Here is a 17,750-nt window from a genome sequence, read left to right as displayed (position 1 = left end):
TTTAAAATGTCTTCTGTAGTTGCAACGACGGCGGTTCGCGGTCGCTTCCTAGATATTCAGAATACGGTTGCCCAAGCGCGTGAAATTCACGACCAAGTGCGTTACGTAGAAGATGGTTTACTGATTAGCCACAATGGCAAAATCCAATGGTTTGGATCTTGGCAGGAGGGGCAACAGCACCTTCCTGTTGGCGTCGAGGTTCAGCACTATCCTGAACAATTGATTGTGCCGGGTTTTATCGACACCCACATTCATTTTCCACAAACAGAAATGGTGGGGGCCTATGGCGAACAGCTCCTCGAATGGCTCAATACCTATACTTTCCCAACCGAATTACAATTTTCCGATAAAGCCTATGCCGACCAGATTGCCCAATTCTTTGTGCAAGAACTGCTTAAAAATGGCACCACCACAGCCTTAGTCTTCTGTACTGTGCATAGCGAATCAGTCGATGCACTATTTGAAGCGGCAGAGCAGCACCAGATGCGTCTGATCGCAGGTAAAGTTATGATGGACCGTCATGCACCTGAAGGTCTGTGTGACACACCTGAAAGTGCTTATGCAGACTCTAAAGCACTGATTGAGAAATGGCATGGCAAAGGCCGTAATCTATATGCAATTACGCCACGTTTTGCCCCAACCTCAACACCAGAGCAATTGGCTAAAGCAGGGCAGCTCAAAGCTGAATACCCAGATGTATATGTGCATACGCATTTAAGTGAAAATAAAAATGAAATTGCTTGGGTGAAAGACTTATTCCCAGAACAGCAAGGTTATCTCGATGTTTATCATCACTTTGGCTTAACCGGTTCTCATTCGGTCTTTGCCCACTGCGTGCATTTAGAAGACGCAGAGTGGGACTGCATGCATCAGACTGACTCTGCCATTGCTTTCTGTCCGACCTCCAACCTCTTTTTAGGTAGTGGTTTATTTCCGTTAACCAAGACTTGGGAAAAGCAGGTAAAAGTTGGGCTGGGTACAGACATTGGTGCAGGAACCTCTTTTAACCAACTACAAACCCTCAATGAAGCCTATAAAGTACAGCAACTTCAAGATGATAAACTGTCCGCATTTGAATCGCTCTACCACGCTACGCTGGGTGGTGCCAAAGCACTGAGCTTGGATGATAAGCTCGGTAACTTTAATGTAGGCAAAGAAGCCGACTTTGTGGTGCTCGACCTCAAAGCAACCGCGTTGCAAGCATTACGTCAGCAACGTGCAAAAGGGATTGAAGATGCTTTATTTGCTCTGATGACTATGGGTGATGACCGCAATATTCATGCGACTTATATTTTTGGTCAGAAGGCTTATCTGCAAGACTAAGCATCAAATAGCGAAAATTTAAGCAGCAAATCGAGTTTTGAAACGACTTTGATTCTCGCCTCTAAACCAAGCTGCATCCCGCCTACAATGCAATGATTACATTTTCAGCGGGCAAAAGGGGGTGCATCTCGTTTAGAGATATATTAAAATTAATGCATATATAGAGGTGTTGCAGGTCAACGCCTTTTTTATTTTTGATTTTTTTTAATTTTTAGGTATCTACCCATGACCGTTCAAATGAGCGTAATGATTTCTACTGAAGAGATTCAAGCGAAAGTAAAAGAGCTTGGTGCACAAATTGATGCGCATTATGCAAACAGTGATAAGGAACTCGTACTGATTGGTTTATTACGTGGTTCAGTCATTTTCATGGCAGACTTATGTCGTAGCATTTCAAAACCACATGAACTCGATTTCATGACGGTATCGAGTTATGGCGGCGGTACGATATCTTCACGTGATGTAAGAATTTTAAAAGACCTAGATGGTGAAATTCGCGGTAAAGATGTCTTAGTGATTGAAGATATCATCGACTCAGGCAACACTTTGAGCAAAGTATTAGAAATTTTAGAAACACGTTCTCCAAACTCAATTGAGCTATGCACCTTAGTCAGTAAGCCTTCACGCCGTGAAATTGAACTCGATGTGAAGTTTTTAGGTTTTGACGTTGAAGATAAATTCATCGTTGGTTATGGCCTAGACTACGACCAAAAGTACCGTCATTTGCCCTTTATTGGTGAAATTGGTCTTTAAGACCTATCGAGAAAAAAGTGGCCGAAAGCCACTTTTTTATTTTCACTATCACATAAGTACATAAAACATACAGTTTTTAGCAGATTCACTCTACTGCATAATCGCATTATACCCGATGATATTTTTGCACATGATTTAAAAACAAAGACATGATAAAAAAGGAGTTGGCTCATGTGGTCACTTATTGTTGCTATTGTCGTAGGTTTTATTGCAGGTCTCATCGCGCGTGCCATTCATCCTGGTGATGATAAAGCAGGCTTCATTGTTACCACGTTACTGGGGATTGCAGGTTCACTCTTAGCTACCTATGGCGGTCGTTTACTTGGTCTCTATAGTGAAGGCTCGGCAGCAGGCTTTATTGCTTCAGTTATTGGGGCCATCATTATTTTATTCATCTATAACATGGTCACTAAAAAAGCCTAAAACATCCATTAAAAAAAGCACCTTTGCAGGTGCTTTTTATATTTGGACTATTATAAGCCCAGTTCACGCCACATATTTTCAATGGTGGTTGAAGGCACAGCGCCATTCACTTTAAAACCATTTGAGAAAATAACCACGGGCGTTCCTTGTAAGCCTAAGCTCTGTCCCAATTGTAAGTTACGTTCAATTGGATTAGTACACGGTTTTTTCGATGTCGGCTGAGTTCCTTTCGCAATCAAATTTTTCCACGCAAGGGCAGGGTCTGCTTCACAAAATACTTGCTTCGATGGTGCAACTGATTGTGCCTTGATGGGGTAAATAAAAGTGTAGATGGTCACATCATTCAGCTTATTCAACTCAGCCTCTAACTGCTTACAGTAAGGACAGTTCGGGTCTGAAAAAACAGCCAATTGGCGTTTCCCATTGCCTTTAACCATTTTAATGGCATCTTTTAACGGCAGCTTATTCCAATCGAGCGAATTTTGTTGCACATATAAAGCTGCACTTAAATTTTTCTGATCTTTTAAGCGCACCATTGAACCTGCAATTACATGCTCAGCCGCTTCACCTAAATACACAATTTCGCCATCTAAAGATCCGCTATAAATGCCCGACATTTCTGTTTTTTGAATATTTTGAACATTAATATTTGGATAATTCTTTTTTAAGTTGGCTTGAACACTTTCTACACTGGCCATACTCATACTTGCAATTGCACTTGTAAGTAGTGCCAAACCCAGTTTTTTTATCATCACTTTTTGCTCTTTCAATCGGAGAACCACGGCGCTAGTGTAGAGTGTATTATTCAAGCATTGAATCATTTTTTCTTATGCTTTACCGAAACCCAACATGACAGAACGATCAACCGACCAAAGTTTCACGTGGAACATCAAAAAAAATAGAGTTGATCTCGACTGAAACATGAACAATTTCCTCATGAATCGACAGCATCTCACGCACCTGATCTGCACAATAATCCGATGTTGTTTCTAAAGCCAAAATGCAGGAAAACTTGCCCTTACCTACTTTCCAAACATGTAAATCGGTCAAAGTCGTATGTGGTAGTTCTGCCACCACCTCGCGAATTTCTTCCACCACATGATGGTCCATTTCAGCATCTAACAAGGTTTTTCCCGTTTCTTGCATTAAGCTCCATGCCCATTTTGCCACCAATATTGACCCCACAATCCCAAGGGCAGCGTCAAGAAAATCCCAACCAAAATACTTACCAAAAATCAAAGCAATAATAGCAAAAATAGACGTCACAGCATCTGCCACCACATGCATAAATGCAGCTTTCTGATTTAAATCATGATGATGGGCATGTACTTCTGCTGCATGATCATGAGCGTGATGGTGATGGTGATGGTGATGGTGATGGTGATGGTCGCCATCGTGCAGCAACCATGCACAGATTAAATTAACCAATAAGCCTAAAATCGCAATTGGAATTGCTTCGTTATAATGAATTTGTACAGGAGAAAATAGGCGTTCAACTGAATGAAAAGCCATAAAACCCGCCACTACCATCAACAAAATTGCACTACTATAACCAGCAAGGATTTCAATTTTCCATGTGCCGAAACTAAAGCGTTGATCATGGGCATAATGCCGTGCAGCACGATAGGCAAAATACGCCAAACCCAGTGCCAGCATATGCGAACTCATATGCCAACCATCTGCCAGTAAAGCCATTGATTGGAAAATCCATCCACCAATCACTTCTAATAACATCATGACTGCCGTTAAAATGGTCGCGATTAATATCCGTTTTTGGGCCAGTGGATTACCTTCATCAAAATGATGCGTGTGCTGACGTGATGGGCTATTTTGCATTTAAAATCATTCACCAATATACTCCCATACAGTATATTTATTTTTTGGAGCAATGTGTTGAGTCATTTGCATAAAGATAAAAAAATTTTAAACCGCGTAAAACGTTTACAAGGGCAAGTGAACGCTGTTGAGCACTCCATTGCGCATCCAGAATCCAGTTGTATCGACGTTTTACAACAAGTTGCTGCCATAAAAGGTGCAGTCAATGGGCTAATGAATGAACTCGTTGAAGCACACTTACGCCATCATGTTTTAGCACATGCAGAACAGGTCAATGAAGAAGAGTTAGCTGAGTTCTTAAAACTGCTGAAACGTTACGGCTAAGTTTTATTGCGTTCTTTTTCAAGTTTTTAGTTGACCATTTTTTCCTCAAGCCGATACACTGTTGCTCTCTATCATTTTCTTCTCACTGTTTAAACAGATCACTTGTTTTGACAGAGAGCCTCATGGCATTTGCATGACAACAACCACATCTTGGCGTCCATTTTGCATGGTTAGCCTTGCTTTAATGATGGGAACAATGGGGACAGCTTTGGCCAGTCCGCTTTACCCCCTATACCAAGCCTTATGGCATCTGATGCCGAGTCAGATCACCTATATTTTTGTGGCTTATATGTTCGGCTGTCTTGCCACATTACTCTTTCTTGGACGGACCAGTAATAGCATCGGCTATCTACGTACCTTACAAGTCGGGTTGGTATTTATCGCCGTGGGATTGGTGATTTCTGTCTATGCTTCTAATGCTCTAATCCTGTCTTTGGGGCGCTTTATTATTGGTATTGCGTCTGGTTTGATGACCACTTCAGCTTTATTGGGACTAATGTATACCGTACCGAAAAGTCATCAACAAATTGCGCCACAACTGAGTTCGATGATTACCGCAGTAGGTTTTGGCTTAGGCCCGCTGATTGGTGGCCTGATTGCTCAATTTTCAGAATACCCTTTGGTCAGCCCTTATCTCCCAGTTATTCTTGGTGCTGTAGTGTGTTTCTTTGGCTTATTTTGGGTTCAATCTCCCACGTTTACAGTACAGCCCTTTAGTCTTGCTCCGAAACTACTCCGACCAGAAATACAATATCATCAGTTGTTTTTGATTGTTGGATTTACCGCATTTAGTGCCTTTGCTGCATTTAGCTTATTTGCTTCTTTATCTCCGTCATTTGTCAGTGATATTCTGCCGTGGCATGGCCCACTCGTCAGTGGCTCAGCCATTACCAGTATTTTGATTATCTCTGCCGTGGTGCAGTATTTTGCCAGAGCCATACCTGCTAATCAGTGTCTCAACTATGGCTTAATCACCTTGATCCTAAGCCTAGGCATTTTAGCTTTGTGTATGCTGTTTCAACTGAGTATATTTTTCTTTATCAGCGATTTTTTAGTGGGAATTGGGCACGGTTTAACTTTGATTGGTGCCTTTGGTCTGATTTATGCCATGACCACCACAGAAAACCGAGCGGCTGTAATGTCAACCTATCTTTTTATCGGTTATTTGGGCACGATTGTGCCCATTGTAGCTGTGGGCTATCTAGCAGATCACTTTGGCTTAAGTTTCGCAGTGATCAGCTTTTGTATTGCTATTGGTATATTGTGTTTTTATCTGTGGTTTTCACATCAGAGCAGTACACCTCTAACTTTAAATATGAAAAAGCCCTAATCAGAGGGTTTTTTCATCAATAGCAGTGTTATTTTCCAATACAGAACGATCCAAAAATTTTCCCAAGTAAATCATCCGCACTAAAGTCCCCTGTAATTTCACCGAGGGCATTTTGTGCCAAACGGAGCGACTCTGCGACTAACTCACCTGCGTTATACACCACCAATTGTTCACGGGCTTCAGCAAGATAAAGCTGAGTGCGTTTCATTGCGTCTAAATGACGTGTACGCGCAATAAAGGTATCTTCTTCTGGCTGGAAGCCTGCATGCGCTGTAATCGCTTCTATGAGCGCTTGAACGCCAGTTTCTTGCTTGGCCGAAACCATAATATGACGGAAGCCGTTAAAATCTTCGATATGTGATGTTGTTTCCATCAAATCACACTTATTGCCAATCAGCATTAAACGTTTCGGTTCAATATGCTCAGCAAAATATGCTTGCGCCAGTTTGAGTGGGTCTTCGCCTTGACTTAAGTCATAAACCAAAAGTAACAGATCGGCTTGCTCAATTTCTTTAATGGCACGGCGGATCCCTTCTTTTTCTACAATATCACCTGTTTCACGCAAACCCGCGGTATCGGTTAGTGTTATAGGTAAACCATTCAGGGTAATTTTTTCATGTAAGACATCCCGCGTCGTACCTGCAATATCCGTCACAATGGCGCGTTCAATGCCCGCTAAAGCATTGAGTAGTGATGACTTACCCGCATTCGGTTTCCCTGCAATGACTACTTGTAAACCTTCACGCAGTAACTGTCCTTGACGAGCCGATTGTTGCACTTGGTTCACAGCAGCCGTAACACCATCTAAAAGATTTAAAATTTTCCCGTCCGCAAGAAAATCAATTTCTTCTTCAGGAAAATCAATAGCAGCTTCCACATGCAAACGTAGATGAATCAATTGCTCCAGCACACGATTTACTTTAGTTGAAAATGCGCCTTGTAATGAACGTACTGCAGAACGTGCAGCCGCTTGTGATGTCGCATCAATCAAGTCAGCGATCGCTTCCGCCTGTACCAAATCCAGTTTGCCATTTTCAAAAGCCCGCATGGAAAACTCACCGGCTTTTGCAGCAATTGCACCAAGCTCCAACAAACGTCCCAGTAAAGCATTTTGAATCACAGGGCCACCATGCCCTTGCAACTCAACCACATCTTCACCAGTGAACGAATTCGGGTTCGGAAAACAAATCGCTAAGCCTTCATCCATCACTTCACCAGATGCATCATAAAACTGGCGAAAACCTGCAAAACGCGCTTTCGGTAAGTCCTTTTGAGTCAAGGCCTGTGCAATCTCGTACGATTTAGGACCAGATAGGCGAATGACCCCGACACCACCACGCCCAGGTGGTGTTGCAATAGCAGCAATCGTAGTTCGGTTGTACATAACATTCACCTAAAAATCTTAAAAACGCGCAAAGAAAAATCCGCCTAAGATTACCATCTTAAGCGGATTTATTCAGCTTTTCGCGAAAAGTTGCCTCGATTAGCTCGACGCACTTTCCTTATTCAAGCGATCTTTTTCAACAGATTTGTTGATCAACGTTTGTTGAATGATCGTGATACTGTTGTTGACAATCCAGTACAACACCAAGCCCGAAGGGAAGAACAGCATAAAGACTGTAAAAACAATCGGCATGATGCGGAATACTTTGGCTTGCATCGGGTCTGCAGGCTGTGGATTTAAAGACTGCTGAATGAACATGGTTGCGCCCATCAACAGCGGTAAAATAAACCACGGATCCATTGCTGACAAATCTTGAATCCAAAGTAACCATGGTGCATGACGAAGTTCAACAGACTCCATCAATACCCAGTACAATGCAAGGAAGATTGGCATTTGTAATAACAATGGCAAACAACCAGCAAGCGGATTGACTTGTTCTCGTTTATACAGTGCCATCATTTCTTGAGAGAAGCGCATACGGTCTTCACCGAACTCTTCTTTCATACGTTGCATTTCAGGTGCAATAACACGCATTTTCGCCATTGAGCGATAGCTCTTAGACGACAATGGCCACAGAATCAGTTTCACCAAGACCGTTAACAGAATAATTGCCCAGCCCCAGTTACCCACTAAACCGTGGAAGAACTCAAGACCCAAGAACAACAATTTCGCAATTGGCCATAACCAACCATAATCAACAGTTTGGTTCAAACCTGTTGCTAATTCTTTTAGCTCAGATTGAACTTTAGGGCCTGAATAGAAAGTCGCATCAATCTCAGCCACTGTTCCTGCAGGCACAGTAATTGTTGGTGAAGTAAAACCAATGATATTCATATCATCAGTCGACTTACGCGATTCTAATTTTGCAACATACGGTTGACCGTTACCTTGCGTAAGCTTTAAGTCACCTGGAATCCAAGCACTGACGAAATAGTGCTGAACCATAGCAACCCAGCCACCTTTCGCTTCAACATTCAATTTTTCTTCATTGAAGTTAGCAAATTTCAGCTTGTTATAATGTTCATCTGGCGAACCCCAAGCACCACCTAAGAAAGTGCCCAATGTGAAAATACCTTGGTCTGACTTACCTGGATCTTCAGAGTTGTCACGTTTGAGTTGACCAAACATTTGACCCTGCCAGTTTTGACCACTGCGGTTCACCACTTTATGGTTCACAACAATAGGATAGTCACCTTGCTTGAAGGTAAAGGTTTTAATGATTTCCACACCATCCGCTGTTTTCAGTACCATCGGTACAGTTAACACTTTGATGCTTTTACCATCTTCCGTTTGAACCGCTTTGGCATCGTTTAATGTATAAGCAGATTTTTCAATCTCATACATTGGGCGACCGCTACGATTACTGTCTGGACCATTAAGACCAATTAAACCAGACTGCGCCACATAAGTACGTTTCGCATCACTTTCCAGCATGACAAATGCTTCATTGCTGTCTTTGCTCTTGTCATGGTTTAACAATTCAATACGAACAATATCACCACCTTTAGGGTTAATCCAAAGGTGATAAAGGTCAGTTTGTACTGAAATAAGCTGTTGATTTACAGATGCTTTAGCTTCTGTAACTGGTTGCTGAGTCGCGATATTTGCTTGTGGCATATCAGACGCTGCTGAAGCCGTTTGAGCATTTGGCAAATCTGCAGATACTTCATGCGAAACTACAGCAGCCTGTTGAGGCTGTTGCTGAGTTGCCGCATGTCCATAATCTTTTTGCCAAGCCAAAATAAGCAAATAAGCGACAACAAACATGGCCCCGAGAATGGCAAACCTGGCCCATTGTTGCATATCTATTACCCCAAGTGGTTAGAGTGATTTTGGTTCAAGAAACAATCACGAAAGGGTACAGCAAGCAGACGCTTTTGAGAATCTATTTGCTGAAAAGAGATAAAACGAATCCTTTTAGCTGGAACAGGGTCATACCCCGATCCACCCCAAGGATGACAACGGCAAATACGTTTAGTAGCCAACCACACACCACGCACAGCACCATGTGTATGGACTGCTTCCAATGAATATTGAGAACATGTAGGGATATAACGACAACGCGGTCCAAGTAAAGGACTAATCGCAATTTGATAAAATCGAATTAACCAATGCAGTAACCGGACCATTGGCCATCTCTACTTTTGCAGGGAGGGAGCTATTTTTTGATGCTTTTTGGCAAGACGTTGTAATTTTTGCCAAGCAAATTGTAATTGCTGGTGCAACTCTGCATTAGGCACTGTTTCTATCCCCATTTTAGGCATAACCACAATATCTAAAGTTAATTGCTGTTGATGCAAGCGAAAGCTTTCGCGAGCCAAACGTTTTACTCTATTTCTTTCGTGTGCACGACGCACTTTCTTTTTAGCAACAACAATACCCAAACGACTATGAGGTTGTTCGGTCAGTTTTGCTAGAAATAAGAAATGGGGTTGATGCACTTTAAAAAGCGCACCATCGAAGACACTTTTATAATCGGCAGCACAGCGAATACGAACCTCTGTGCTGAAGCCATAAAGTGTAGTCATAACACCCAAAATCGCTTTAAGCGTTAACTATTGATTAAACAGTTAAGCTGTGACGACCTTTTGCACGACGACGAGCTAATACTTGGCGACCAGCTTTAGTAGCCATACGAGCACGGAAACCATGAACGCGCTTACGCTTTAATTCAGATGGTTGGAATGTACGTTTCATATCGAAACTCCAAAAATGATCATTCAATGAAGGTTCGCGATTTTAGTGTTCATTGCTTGAGCTGTCAATGAAAAACAGATTTTCTTGCAAAATTAACTTGTTTTTAATGTATCCCTGCAATAAAAGCTCAAATCTCTTATACACAGCGTTTTTTCATTATACACAAGCTAGATTATTGTTTATTAAAGTGATATAAGTTATCAGCAAGATTATTCACATAATTATCCACAGTTGTTTAAATTCAATTACATTGCAATGTTTTAAATTTAAATTCATATCTCAAGCGAAGTTATCCCCAAAAAAACAGCGCTCTTATAAATAAATTCAAATTTATAAATTTAAATTTATTACTATTAGGGTTGTATTTTTCTGTGGAAATTGCACTTTTCTATTTAAAAAACATAATTATATGGTGTGGATAAAGTTGTTTTTATAAAAATAATAGTTTGTGGATAACTTTGTGCTATATTCTATCCACAGCTTGAGGATAAACTTATCCACAATAGCATTTGAATTTAAATTTGTTTTCATAAGTAGTCTTTTTGAGCAATATCGACAGAATTTCCCATGACAGATGTGGATAACTTGGTTAGAATGGCGACCCGCTTCGGTGGGTGCTTCGTGTTTTTATTAATTATCGATGGAATGAATAGGGGTTTCACATGCTTTGGACGGACTGCTTAACTCGCTTGCGACAAGAGCTATCTGGGAATGTCTTTACGATGTGGATACGCCCTTTAGTTGCAGAAGAGTTAAATGACACATTACGTCTGTATGCGCCGAATCCCTATTGGACACGTTACATTCAAGAACACCATCTTGAGTTGATTACTATTTTAGTTGAACAACTCTCTGAAGGACGTGTGCGTAAGGTTGAAATTCTAGTCGATTCAAGACCTGGGGCGATTTTATCTGCGGCTGAACAACCTGCAACCACAACTGCAGCTTTAGAGTCAGCGCCTACGCCTGTGCAGCGCCCTAAAAAAGAAAAAGACGAAAGTCCTGCTAAAAATAATCGTAAACGTCAGCTTAACCCTTTATTTAGTTTCTCACTTTTTGTTGAGGGGCGTTCAAACCAGATGGCTGCTGAAACATGTCGTAAGGTTTTGACTCAGTTGGGGGCTTCTCAGCACAATCCATTATTTTTATATGGTCCGACTGGATTGGGTAAAACGCATTTAATGCAGGCGGTTGGTAATGCTTTATTGCAAGCCAAGCCTAATGCGCGCGTCATGTATATGACGGCTGAAAGTTTTGTGCAGGATTTTGTCAGCTCTTTGCAACAGGGCAAAGTGGAAGAATTTAAGAAAAATTGCCGATCTTTAGATCTATTATTGGTCGATGATATTCACTTACTTGCAGGAAAAGAGGCAAGTTTAGTGGAGTTTTTCTATACATTTAACGCACTTTTAGATGAGTCTAAGCAAATTATTTTGACTTCTGACCGCTATCCAAAAGAATTGACTGAATTAGACCCTCGTTTGGTTTCACGTTTTTCGTGGGGCTTATCGGTGGGGGTTGAACCACCAGATATTGAAACACGAATTGAAATTTTGCTGAAAAAAGCAGAAAGCAATGACGTCGAACTGCCGCGAAATTGTGCCTTGTTTATTGCACAACAAGTCGTTGCGAATGTTCGTGAGCTTGAAGGTGCGTTGAATAAAGTGGTGGCCATTTCGCGCTTTAAAGGCACAGCGATTGACTTAGATGTCGTGCGTGAGTCTTTAAAAGACGTCTTGGCGATTCGTGCACGAACCATCAGTACTGAAAATATTCAACGTGTGGTGAGTGAGTACTTTAGAATTCCACTGAAAGAGTTGGTTGGACCTAAACGTACCCGTATTTATGCACGCCCACGCCAATTGGCGATGGGTTTGGCGCGTGAGTTAACGGGCGACAGTTTCCCTGAAATTGGGATGGCTTTTGGTGGGCGTGATCATAGTACGGTGATGCATGCCTGTGAAAAAGTGGTCAGTCTGAGAGATGAAGATCCGATCTTCAATGAGGACTATAAAAACTTACAGCGCTTACTACAAAGTTAAGTGTGGTTGTTCAAATTCTGTTCTTGCAATGCGGCATGTTCTGCCGCATAGTACACTGCTAAAAACACTTTTATTTATTCTTTTATCTTCAGTATTTCGAGGAATGTATCGTGCGTTTAAAAATCGCGAAAGAAAGCTTACTTAATGTTCTATCACATGTCGTAGGAGCGGTTGAACGTCGCCATACTTTAAACATTCTTTCAAATGTCAAAGTTCAAGTAAATCAAGAGTCTTTGACTATTACAGGCTCTGATTTAGAGGTTGAGCTGGTTGCCAGTACTACACTTGCTGATGGGGCATGTTTACAAGCGGGTGAAACAACTGTTCCTGCACGTAAGTTGATGGATATTTGTAAATCTTTGCCAACTGCAGCCTTAATTGACTTACAGATTACTGAAGATCAACGCTGTATTTTAAAGTCGGGCAATAGCCGTTTTGTTCTCGGGACTTTACCAGCTGAAGATTATCCGCTTTTAAGCACAGAAAACACACAAGGCACCCAAGTAGCGGTGACGCAGCGTGAATTAAAGCGTTTATTTGAAAAAACTGCTTTTGCTATGGCAGTGCAGGATGTACGTTTTTATCTCACGGGAACCTTGCTTGAGATTGATAACAATCAATTACGTGCAGTCACGACTGATGGTCACCGTTTGGCGCTGTGTGAAACTGTCGCCAGCTCAGATGCAACGCAGTTGATCCAAGCCATTGTGCCACGTAAAGCTGTAGCTGAATTACAACGTTTATTGAGCATTGAAGATGAGCAATTGGCATTGTTGATTGGTCGTGAGCTGTTGAATGTGACCATTTCAATTGCTAGTCGTGACAAAGAACAAGGTGAAACGACTGTTCGTTTCACGACGAAACTGATTGATGGTAAATTCCCTGACTATCGCCGTGTGATTCCACGTGGTGGTGATAAAAATGTCTTAATTGCACATGATGTCTTTAAGCAATCTTTACAACGTGTTTCGATTTTAAGTAATGAAAAACTACGTGGTGTGTTCTTAAATTTTGATGCCGATACGCTACAGCTTCGTGCGAATAACCCAGAACAAGATGAAGCCGTAGAAGACTTGGCGATTCAATATAGTAATGCACCAATGGAAATGTCTTTTAATGCACAATATATCTTGGATGTATTAGGTGCATTGGATGGTGATGATGTGTCTATGACCATGACCGAAGCCAATCAGTCGGTTTTGGTTCAAGACCCTGCGCATCAAGATCAGACTTATGTTGTTATGCCAATGCGTGTTTAAGACTTAGGTTGACGCATGCAAATTACGCGTTTAAATATCGAACGTGTTCGAAATTTAAAGACGGTTGCTCTCCATGGATTGCAACCGTTTAATGTTTTTTATGGGCAAAATGGTTCAGGCAAAACCTCAATTTTGGAAGCCATCCATCTGCTGGCGACAGGGCGCTCCTTCCGTACCCATATTCCTAAAAACTACATTCAAACCGATACCCAAGATGCCATAATTTTCGCGCAGTCCAGTACAGAAAAGATTGGCATGCAAAAGCTGTTGTCAGGTGAACAGTTGATTAAGGTCAATGGTGACAACATTGCCACCCAAGGCCAGTTAGCCAAAATTCTTCCCCTACAACTGATTGATCCACAAAGTACCGATATTATTGATCATGGTGCGAAGCCGAGAAGGCAGCTACTCGATTGGTTGATGTTCCACGTGGAACCAGAGTTTTATCATGCATGGCAATATTACTCGCGTGCCTTAAAACAACGGAACAGTTTACTTAAAACACGACGAAATTTAAGTTTGGTCGACTTGGAACCGTGGAACAAAATGCTCAGTGATTATGGAGAAATGCTACATTCGCAAAGAGTGAGTATTGTGGAGCAATGGAAGGACTTTTTTGAGCAAGATTTAAAACAACTTTTGCCACATATTCAGGTTGACTTGGAATACAGTCCAGGGTTTCACACCGATGTAGGGTTACTGCATGACTTGCAAAGTCACCATCAAAAAGACCTTGACCGCCGCTATACGGAATATGGGCCGCATAAGGCAGATTTACGTTTAAAAACAAGCCTAGGTGATGCAGACGTGGTGCTTTCACGGGGACAAAAAAAGCTGTTAATCATAGCTTTAAAACTGTCACAGATTGCAATGCTGCATGCCTGTAATAAGGAAACTGTGGTATTATTAGATGATCTGACAGCAGAATTAGATTTAACAGCACAACAACGTTTAATTGAGCGATTGAGCCAACTAGGTAGTCAAGTTTTTATTACCACTTTAGAGTATGAATCAGTCAAAAATCACTTACATGATTTATCTATTTCTTATCAATTATTCTGTGTTGAAAATGGTCAAGTTCAAGTTGTCGCACAATGATTTTAGATTTTACCCATCACGGGATAGACCTATTTTTCGCTAGGGAGAAACCATGAGTTCAGAAGATCAACAAGCTGCTTCTCAAACGGAACAAACCACAGAAAAAGCTTATGATTCCTCTAGTATCAAAGTATTACGTGGATTGGACGCAGTACGTAAACGTCCAGGTATGTATATTGGTGATACGGATGATGGTTCAGGCTTACACCATATGGTGTTTGAGGTGGTGGATAATGCGATAGACGAAGCGCTTGCAGGTCACTGTGATGAAATCTTGGTGACGATTCACGAAGATGAATCTGTCAGTGTATCGGACAATGGCCGTGGTATTCCGACCGATATTCACCCTGAAGAAGGGGTTTCTGCAGCAGAAGTTATTCTCACTATTCTGCACGCAGGCGGTAAGTTTGATGACAATAGTTACAAGGTTTCAGGTGGACTACATGGTGTAGGTGTATCTGTGGTGAATGCATTGTCACGTAAGTTAGAATTGACGATTCACCGTGCCGGGCATATTCACCAACAAGAATACAAACATGGTGATCCTGTTTATCCTTTAGCAGTAATTGGTGATACCGAAACGACAGGAACAACTGTACGTTTTTGGCCAAGTGCTGAAACTTTTAGTCAGACTATTTTCAATGTCGATATTTTGGCACGCCGTTTACGTGAATTGTCTTTCTTGAACGCAGGCGTGCGCATCGTTTTGCGCGATGAGCGTATCCATGCGGAACATGTGTTTGACTACGAAGGCGGTCTGTCTGAGTTTGTGAAATATATTAACCAAGGCAAAACACATCTAAATGACATTTTTCATTTTACCGTACAGGCGGAAAATGGCATTGGGGTCGAAGTGGCATTGCAGTGGAATGATACTTATCAAGAAAATGTCCGTTGCTTCACCAACAACATTCCACAAAAAGATGGCGGAACGCATTTAGCAGGTTTCCGTGCAGCCTTAACCCGTGGCTTAAACAGCTACATGGAAAATGAAAACTTACTCAAAAAAGAGAAAGTAGCCGTTTCAGGGGATGATGCTCGTGAAGGTTTAACTGCGATTGTTTCAGTGAAAGTTCCTGATCCGAAGTTCTCTTCACAAACCAAAGAAAAGTTGGTTTCAAGTGAAGTGAAACCGGCGGTTGAACAGGCAATGAATAAATCATTCTCTGAATATTTGCTTGAAAACCCACAAGCGGCAAAAGCCATTGCAGGTAAAATTATTGATGCAGCTCGTGCCCGTGATGCGGCGCGTAAAGCGCGTGAAATGACGCGTCGTAAAAGTGCTTTAGATATTGCTGGTTTACCTGGTAAATTGGCGGATTGCCAAGAGAAAGATCCTGCATTGTCTGAATTGTATCTGGTCGAGGGTGACTCTGCGGGTGGTAGTGCGAAACAAGGTCGTAACCGTAAGATGCAAGCGATTTTACCGTTGAAAGGTAAAATCCTAAACGTGGAACGTGCGCGTTTTGACAAGATGATTTCATCTCAAGAAGTGGGCACGCTGATTACGGCATTAGGTTGTGGTATTGGTCGTGAAGAGTACAATCCGGACAAATTGCGTTATCACAAAATCATCATCATGACCGATGCTGACGTGGATGGTTCGCACATTCGTACCTTATTGTTGACTTTCTTCTTCCGTCAAATGCCAGAGCTGGTAGAACGTGGTTATATCTATATTGCACAGCCACCGTTATATAAGCTGAAAAAAGGCAAACAAGAGCAATATATTAAAGATAATGATGCGCTTGAAACCTATTTAATTTCAAACGCAATTGATGAGCTTGAATTACACGTTAGTGAAGCTGCACCTGCAATCCGTGGTGAAGCTTTGGCGAATGTGATTGCAGATTATCAAACGTCTCAGAAGAGCTTGCAGCGTCTAACAGTTCGTTATCCTGCCAGTGTTCTAGATGCGTTGATTTCTGTGGAAGGCTTTAAGCTTGATCACAATCATGACCGAGCTTATGTCGAGCAGTGGGCTGAGCAAGTGCGTAGCGCTGTGGCAGAAATTCAGCCAAGCTTGCGTCCTGAGCTGAGCTTAGAAACGTTTGAAAAAGAGCTGGCAGATGGTCAAAAGATCGAGACTTATTTGCCTCGTATCACGATTTATGTACACAATTTACCGCATAGTTATTTACTAGATGCGGGTTTATTGGGTTCAGGTGAATATGCACGCTTGCTGAAAAACTCTAAGAGCTGGTTCACGCTGCTTGAAGACGGTGCTTACCTGCAAAAAGGTGATCGTAAAATTGCAGTCACCAACTTCCATCAAGTTTGGCAGCATATTTTGTCTGATTCACGTCGCGGTATGATGATTCAGCGTTATAAAGGCTTGGGTGAGATGAATGCGGATCAGCTTTGGGAAACAACAATGGATCCTGAAAACCGCAACATGCTGCAAGTGACGATTGAGGATGCGATTGAGGCTGATCGTATGTTCTCTTGTTTGATGGGTGATGACGTGGAACCACGTCGTGCATTTATTGAAGAGAATGCACTGAATGCGGATATTGATGCTTAAACGCTTTACAAAATACATAGAAAAAAGCACTCGTTAGAGTGCTTTTTTTACAGCATTTTTTATGCTTTTGAATAAAATATAAGCAATGTGCAATGTTATTAAACTGACTTATAGCGATGTCATGATGTAAGTATCAAGTCTTTTTGCACAGTGCAAAATGTGAGGTCATTATGATGGATAACCAACTAGAACAAGTACGCGACATTTGGGTGAATGCATTTTTTACCGGTAATTATGAAGTTTTAGCTCAATATGAAGATGAGCATTTTAAAGTGGTCTATGAGCAAGCCGATCGTGTAGAAAGCAACTATACACGCTATGAAAAGATCGCACATGCGGTGAAAAATGGGGTTTGGAAACCTCAAAAACCTGATGTCGAATTTGAAGAATTTGAGTTTAACCGAGACCAAACACGCTGTCAGGTTTTGATTGGTTTGGTTGAAAATCGCCAACAAATCCAAGAAACATGGATCTTCGATCGGGGTTGGAAAATACAAGAATTACGTTTTTTAAAGGCGAAAAGAGCCATTTTAAATTAAAGAAAAACGGCTAAAAAGGGTTAACTTTAGCTAAAATAATCGAATAAATAAGCATCACCAAGCTGTGGATAAAATATAAATACGCTTTATATTCGGTGTCAAAATACGTATAATTTTATCCACAATGGATGTGATCTGAAGAATCTAAATTTAAAAGT

General features: G+C 41.5%; 17 protein-coding genes. 10 read left to right on the top strand and 7 right to left on the bottom strand.

The annotated features are described in order from the left end of the window. Positions 1 to 6 precede the first annotated feature (6 nt). The 3 genes from guaD to GBI16_RS12905 all read left to right on the top strand — a co-directional run bounded on the left by guaD (position 7) and on the right by GBI16_RS12905 (position 2,499). A complete protein-coding gene (gene guaD, locus GBI16_RS12915; RefSeq protein WP_151707202.1) occupies positions 7 to 1,323 on the top strand; it encodes a guanine deaminase in 1,317 nt (438 codons plus the stop codon). A 225-nt stretch (positions 1,324 to 1,548) separates the two neighbouring features. After that, a complete protein-coding gene (gene hpt / locus GBI16_RS12910) occupies positions 1,549 to 2,076 on the top strand; it encodes a hypoxanthine phosphoribosyltransferase (RefSeq protein ID WP_086210955.1) in 528 nt (175 codons plus the stop codon). A gap of 171 nt (positions 2,077 to 2,247) precedes the next feature. After that, positions 2,248 to 2,499: a GlsB/YeaQ/YmgE family stress response membrane protein gene (locus tag GBI16_RS12905; protein ID WP_086210876.1), complete on the top strand. Its 252-nt coding sequence runs from the start codon at positions 2,248 to 2,250 to the stop codon at positions 2,497 to 2,499. 50 nt (positions 2,500 to 2,549) lie between these two features. Here GBI16_RS12905 and GBI16_RS12900 read toward each other — a convergent pair whose 3' ends face one another. Beyond that, positions 2,550 to 3,251, bottom strand: coding sequence for a DsbC family protein (locus GBI16_RS12900; protein ID WP_086210900.1), 702 nt, complete (start codon positions 3,249 to 3,251; stop codon positions 2,550 to 2,552). Positions 3,252 to 3,360: 109 nt separating this feature from the next. Further along, complete coding sequence (gene dmeF, locus GBI16_RS12895; protein ID WP_151707201.1) at positions 3,361 to 4,335, bottom strand: CDF family Co(II)/Ni(II) efflux transporter DmeF; 975 nt, start codon at positions 4,333 to 4,335, stop codon at positions 3,361 to 3,363. A gap of 57 nt (positions 4,336 to 4,392) precedes the next feature. On the opposite strand from dmeF, the gene GBI16_RS12890 reads away from it, so the two are divergent. After that, the gene (locus GBI16_RS12890) at positions 4,393 to 4,659 is read left to right on the top strand and encodes a metal/formaldehyde-sensitive transcriptional repressor (RefSeq protein ID WP_151707200.1); all 267 of its coding nucleotides are present in this window, start codon (positions 4,393 to 4,395) and stop codon (positions 4,657 to 4,659) included. A gap of 166 nt (positions 4,660 to 4,825) precedes the next feature. Then, the gene (locus tag GBI16_RS12885; protein ID WP_151707209.1) at positions 4,826 to 5,989 is read left to right on the top strand and encodes an MFS transporter; all 1,164 of its coding nucleotides are present in this window, start codon (positions 4,826 to 4,828) and stop codon (positions 5,987 to 5,989) included. A gap of 28 nt (positions 5,990 to 6,017) precedes the next feature. Here GBI16_RS12885 and mnmE read toward each other — a convergent pair whose 3' ends face one another. The 5 genes from mnmE to rpmH form a co-directional block, all read right to left on the bottom strand. Continuing rightward, entirely contained in the window at positions 6,018 to 7,373 is a 1,356-nt protein-coding gene (gene mnmE, locus GBI16_RS12880) for a tRNA uridine-5-carboxymethylaminomethyl(34) synthesis GTPase MnmE (protein ID WP_119065032.1), read from the bottom strand. Between the two features lie 99 nt (positions 7,374 to 7,472). Continuing rightward, on the bottom strand, positions 7,473 to 9,236 hold the full coding sequence (gene yidC, locus GBI16_RS12875) for a membrane protein insertase YidC (RefSeq protein ID WP_119065033.1): 1,764 nt from the start codon (positions 9,234 to 9,236) through the stop codon (positions 7,473 to 7,475). A 5-nt stretch (positions 9,237 to 9,241) separates the two neighbouring features. Then, on the bottom strand, positions 9,242 to 9,562 hold the full coding sequence (gene yidD, locus GBI16_RS12870) for a membrane protein insertion efficiency factor YidD (RefSeq protein WP_086210880.1): 321 nt from the start codon (positions 9,560 to 9,562) through the stop codon (positions 9,242 to 9,244). 9 nt (positions 9,563 to 9,571) lie between these two features. Continuing rightward, complete coding sequence (rnpA, locus tag GBI16_RS12865) at positions 9,572 to 9,961, bottom strand: ribonuclease P protein component (RefSeq protein ID WP_086210881.1); 390 nt, start codon at positions 9,959 to 9,961, stop codon at positions 9,572 to 9,574. A gap of 34 nt (positions 9,962 to 9,995) precedes the next feature. Continuing rightward, positions 9,996 to 10,130: a 50S ribosomal protein L34 gene (gene rpmH / locus GBI16_RS12860; RefSeq protein WP_000831329.1), complete on the bottom strand. Its 135-nt coding sequence runs from the start codon at positions 10,128 to 10,130 to the stop codon at positions 9,996 to 9,998. A 662-nt stretch (positions 10,131 to 10,792) separates the two neighbouring features. Between rpmH and dnaA the strand changes: the two genes are divergently transcribed. The 5 genes from dnaA (at position 10,793) to GBI16_RS12835 (ending at position 17,592) form a co-directional block, all read left to right on the top strand. Continuing rightward, positions 10,793 to 12,172, top strand: a complete 1,380-nt coding sequence (gene dnaA / locus GBI16_RS12855; protein ID WP_086210882.1) for a chromosomal replication initiator protein DnaA — start codon at positions 10,793 to 10,795, stop codon at positions 12,170 to 12,172. A gap of 110 nt (positions 12,173 to 12,282) precedes the next feature. Continuing rightward, entirely contained in the window at positions 12,283 to 13,431 is a 1,149-nt protein-coding gene (dnaN, locus tag GBI16_RS12850) for a DNA polymerase III subunit beta (protein WP_110975414.1), read from the top strand. Between the two features lie 15 nt (positions 13,432 to 13,446). After that, positions 13,447 to 14,529 (top strand): DNA replication/repair protein RecF, encoded by a 1,083-nt coding sequence (recF, locus tag GBI16_RS12845; RefSeq protein ID WP_086210884.1) that lies wholly within the window; start codon positions 13,447 to 13,449, stop codon positions 14,527 to 14,529. A gap of 52 nt (positions 14,530 to 14,581) precedes the next feature. Then, entirely contained in the window at positions 14,582 to 17,053 is a 2,472-nt protein-coding gene (gyrB, locus tag GBI16_RS12840; protein WP_110975416.1) for a DNA topoisomerase (ATP-hydrolyzing) subunit B, read from the top strand. A gap of 170 nt (positions 17,054 to 17,223) precedes the next feature. After that, complete coding sequence (locus GBI16_RS12835) at positions 17,224 to 17,592, top strand: hypothetical protein (RefSeq protein ID WP_151707199.1); 369 nt, start codon at positions 17,224 to 17,226, stop codon at positions 17,590 to 17,592. Positions 17,593 to 17,750 lie beyond the last annotated feature (158 nt).

Source organism: Acinetobacter sp. TUM15064, assembly GCF_008980265.1.
In the GTDB taxonomy this organism is placed as follows: domain Bacteria; phylum Pseudomonadota; class Gammaproteobacteria; order Pseudomonadales; family Moraxellaceae; genus Acinetobacter.
This window is presented reverse-complemented; position numbering and strand designations above follow the sequence as displayed.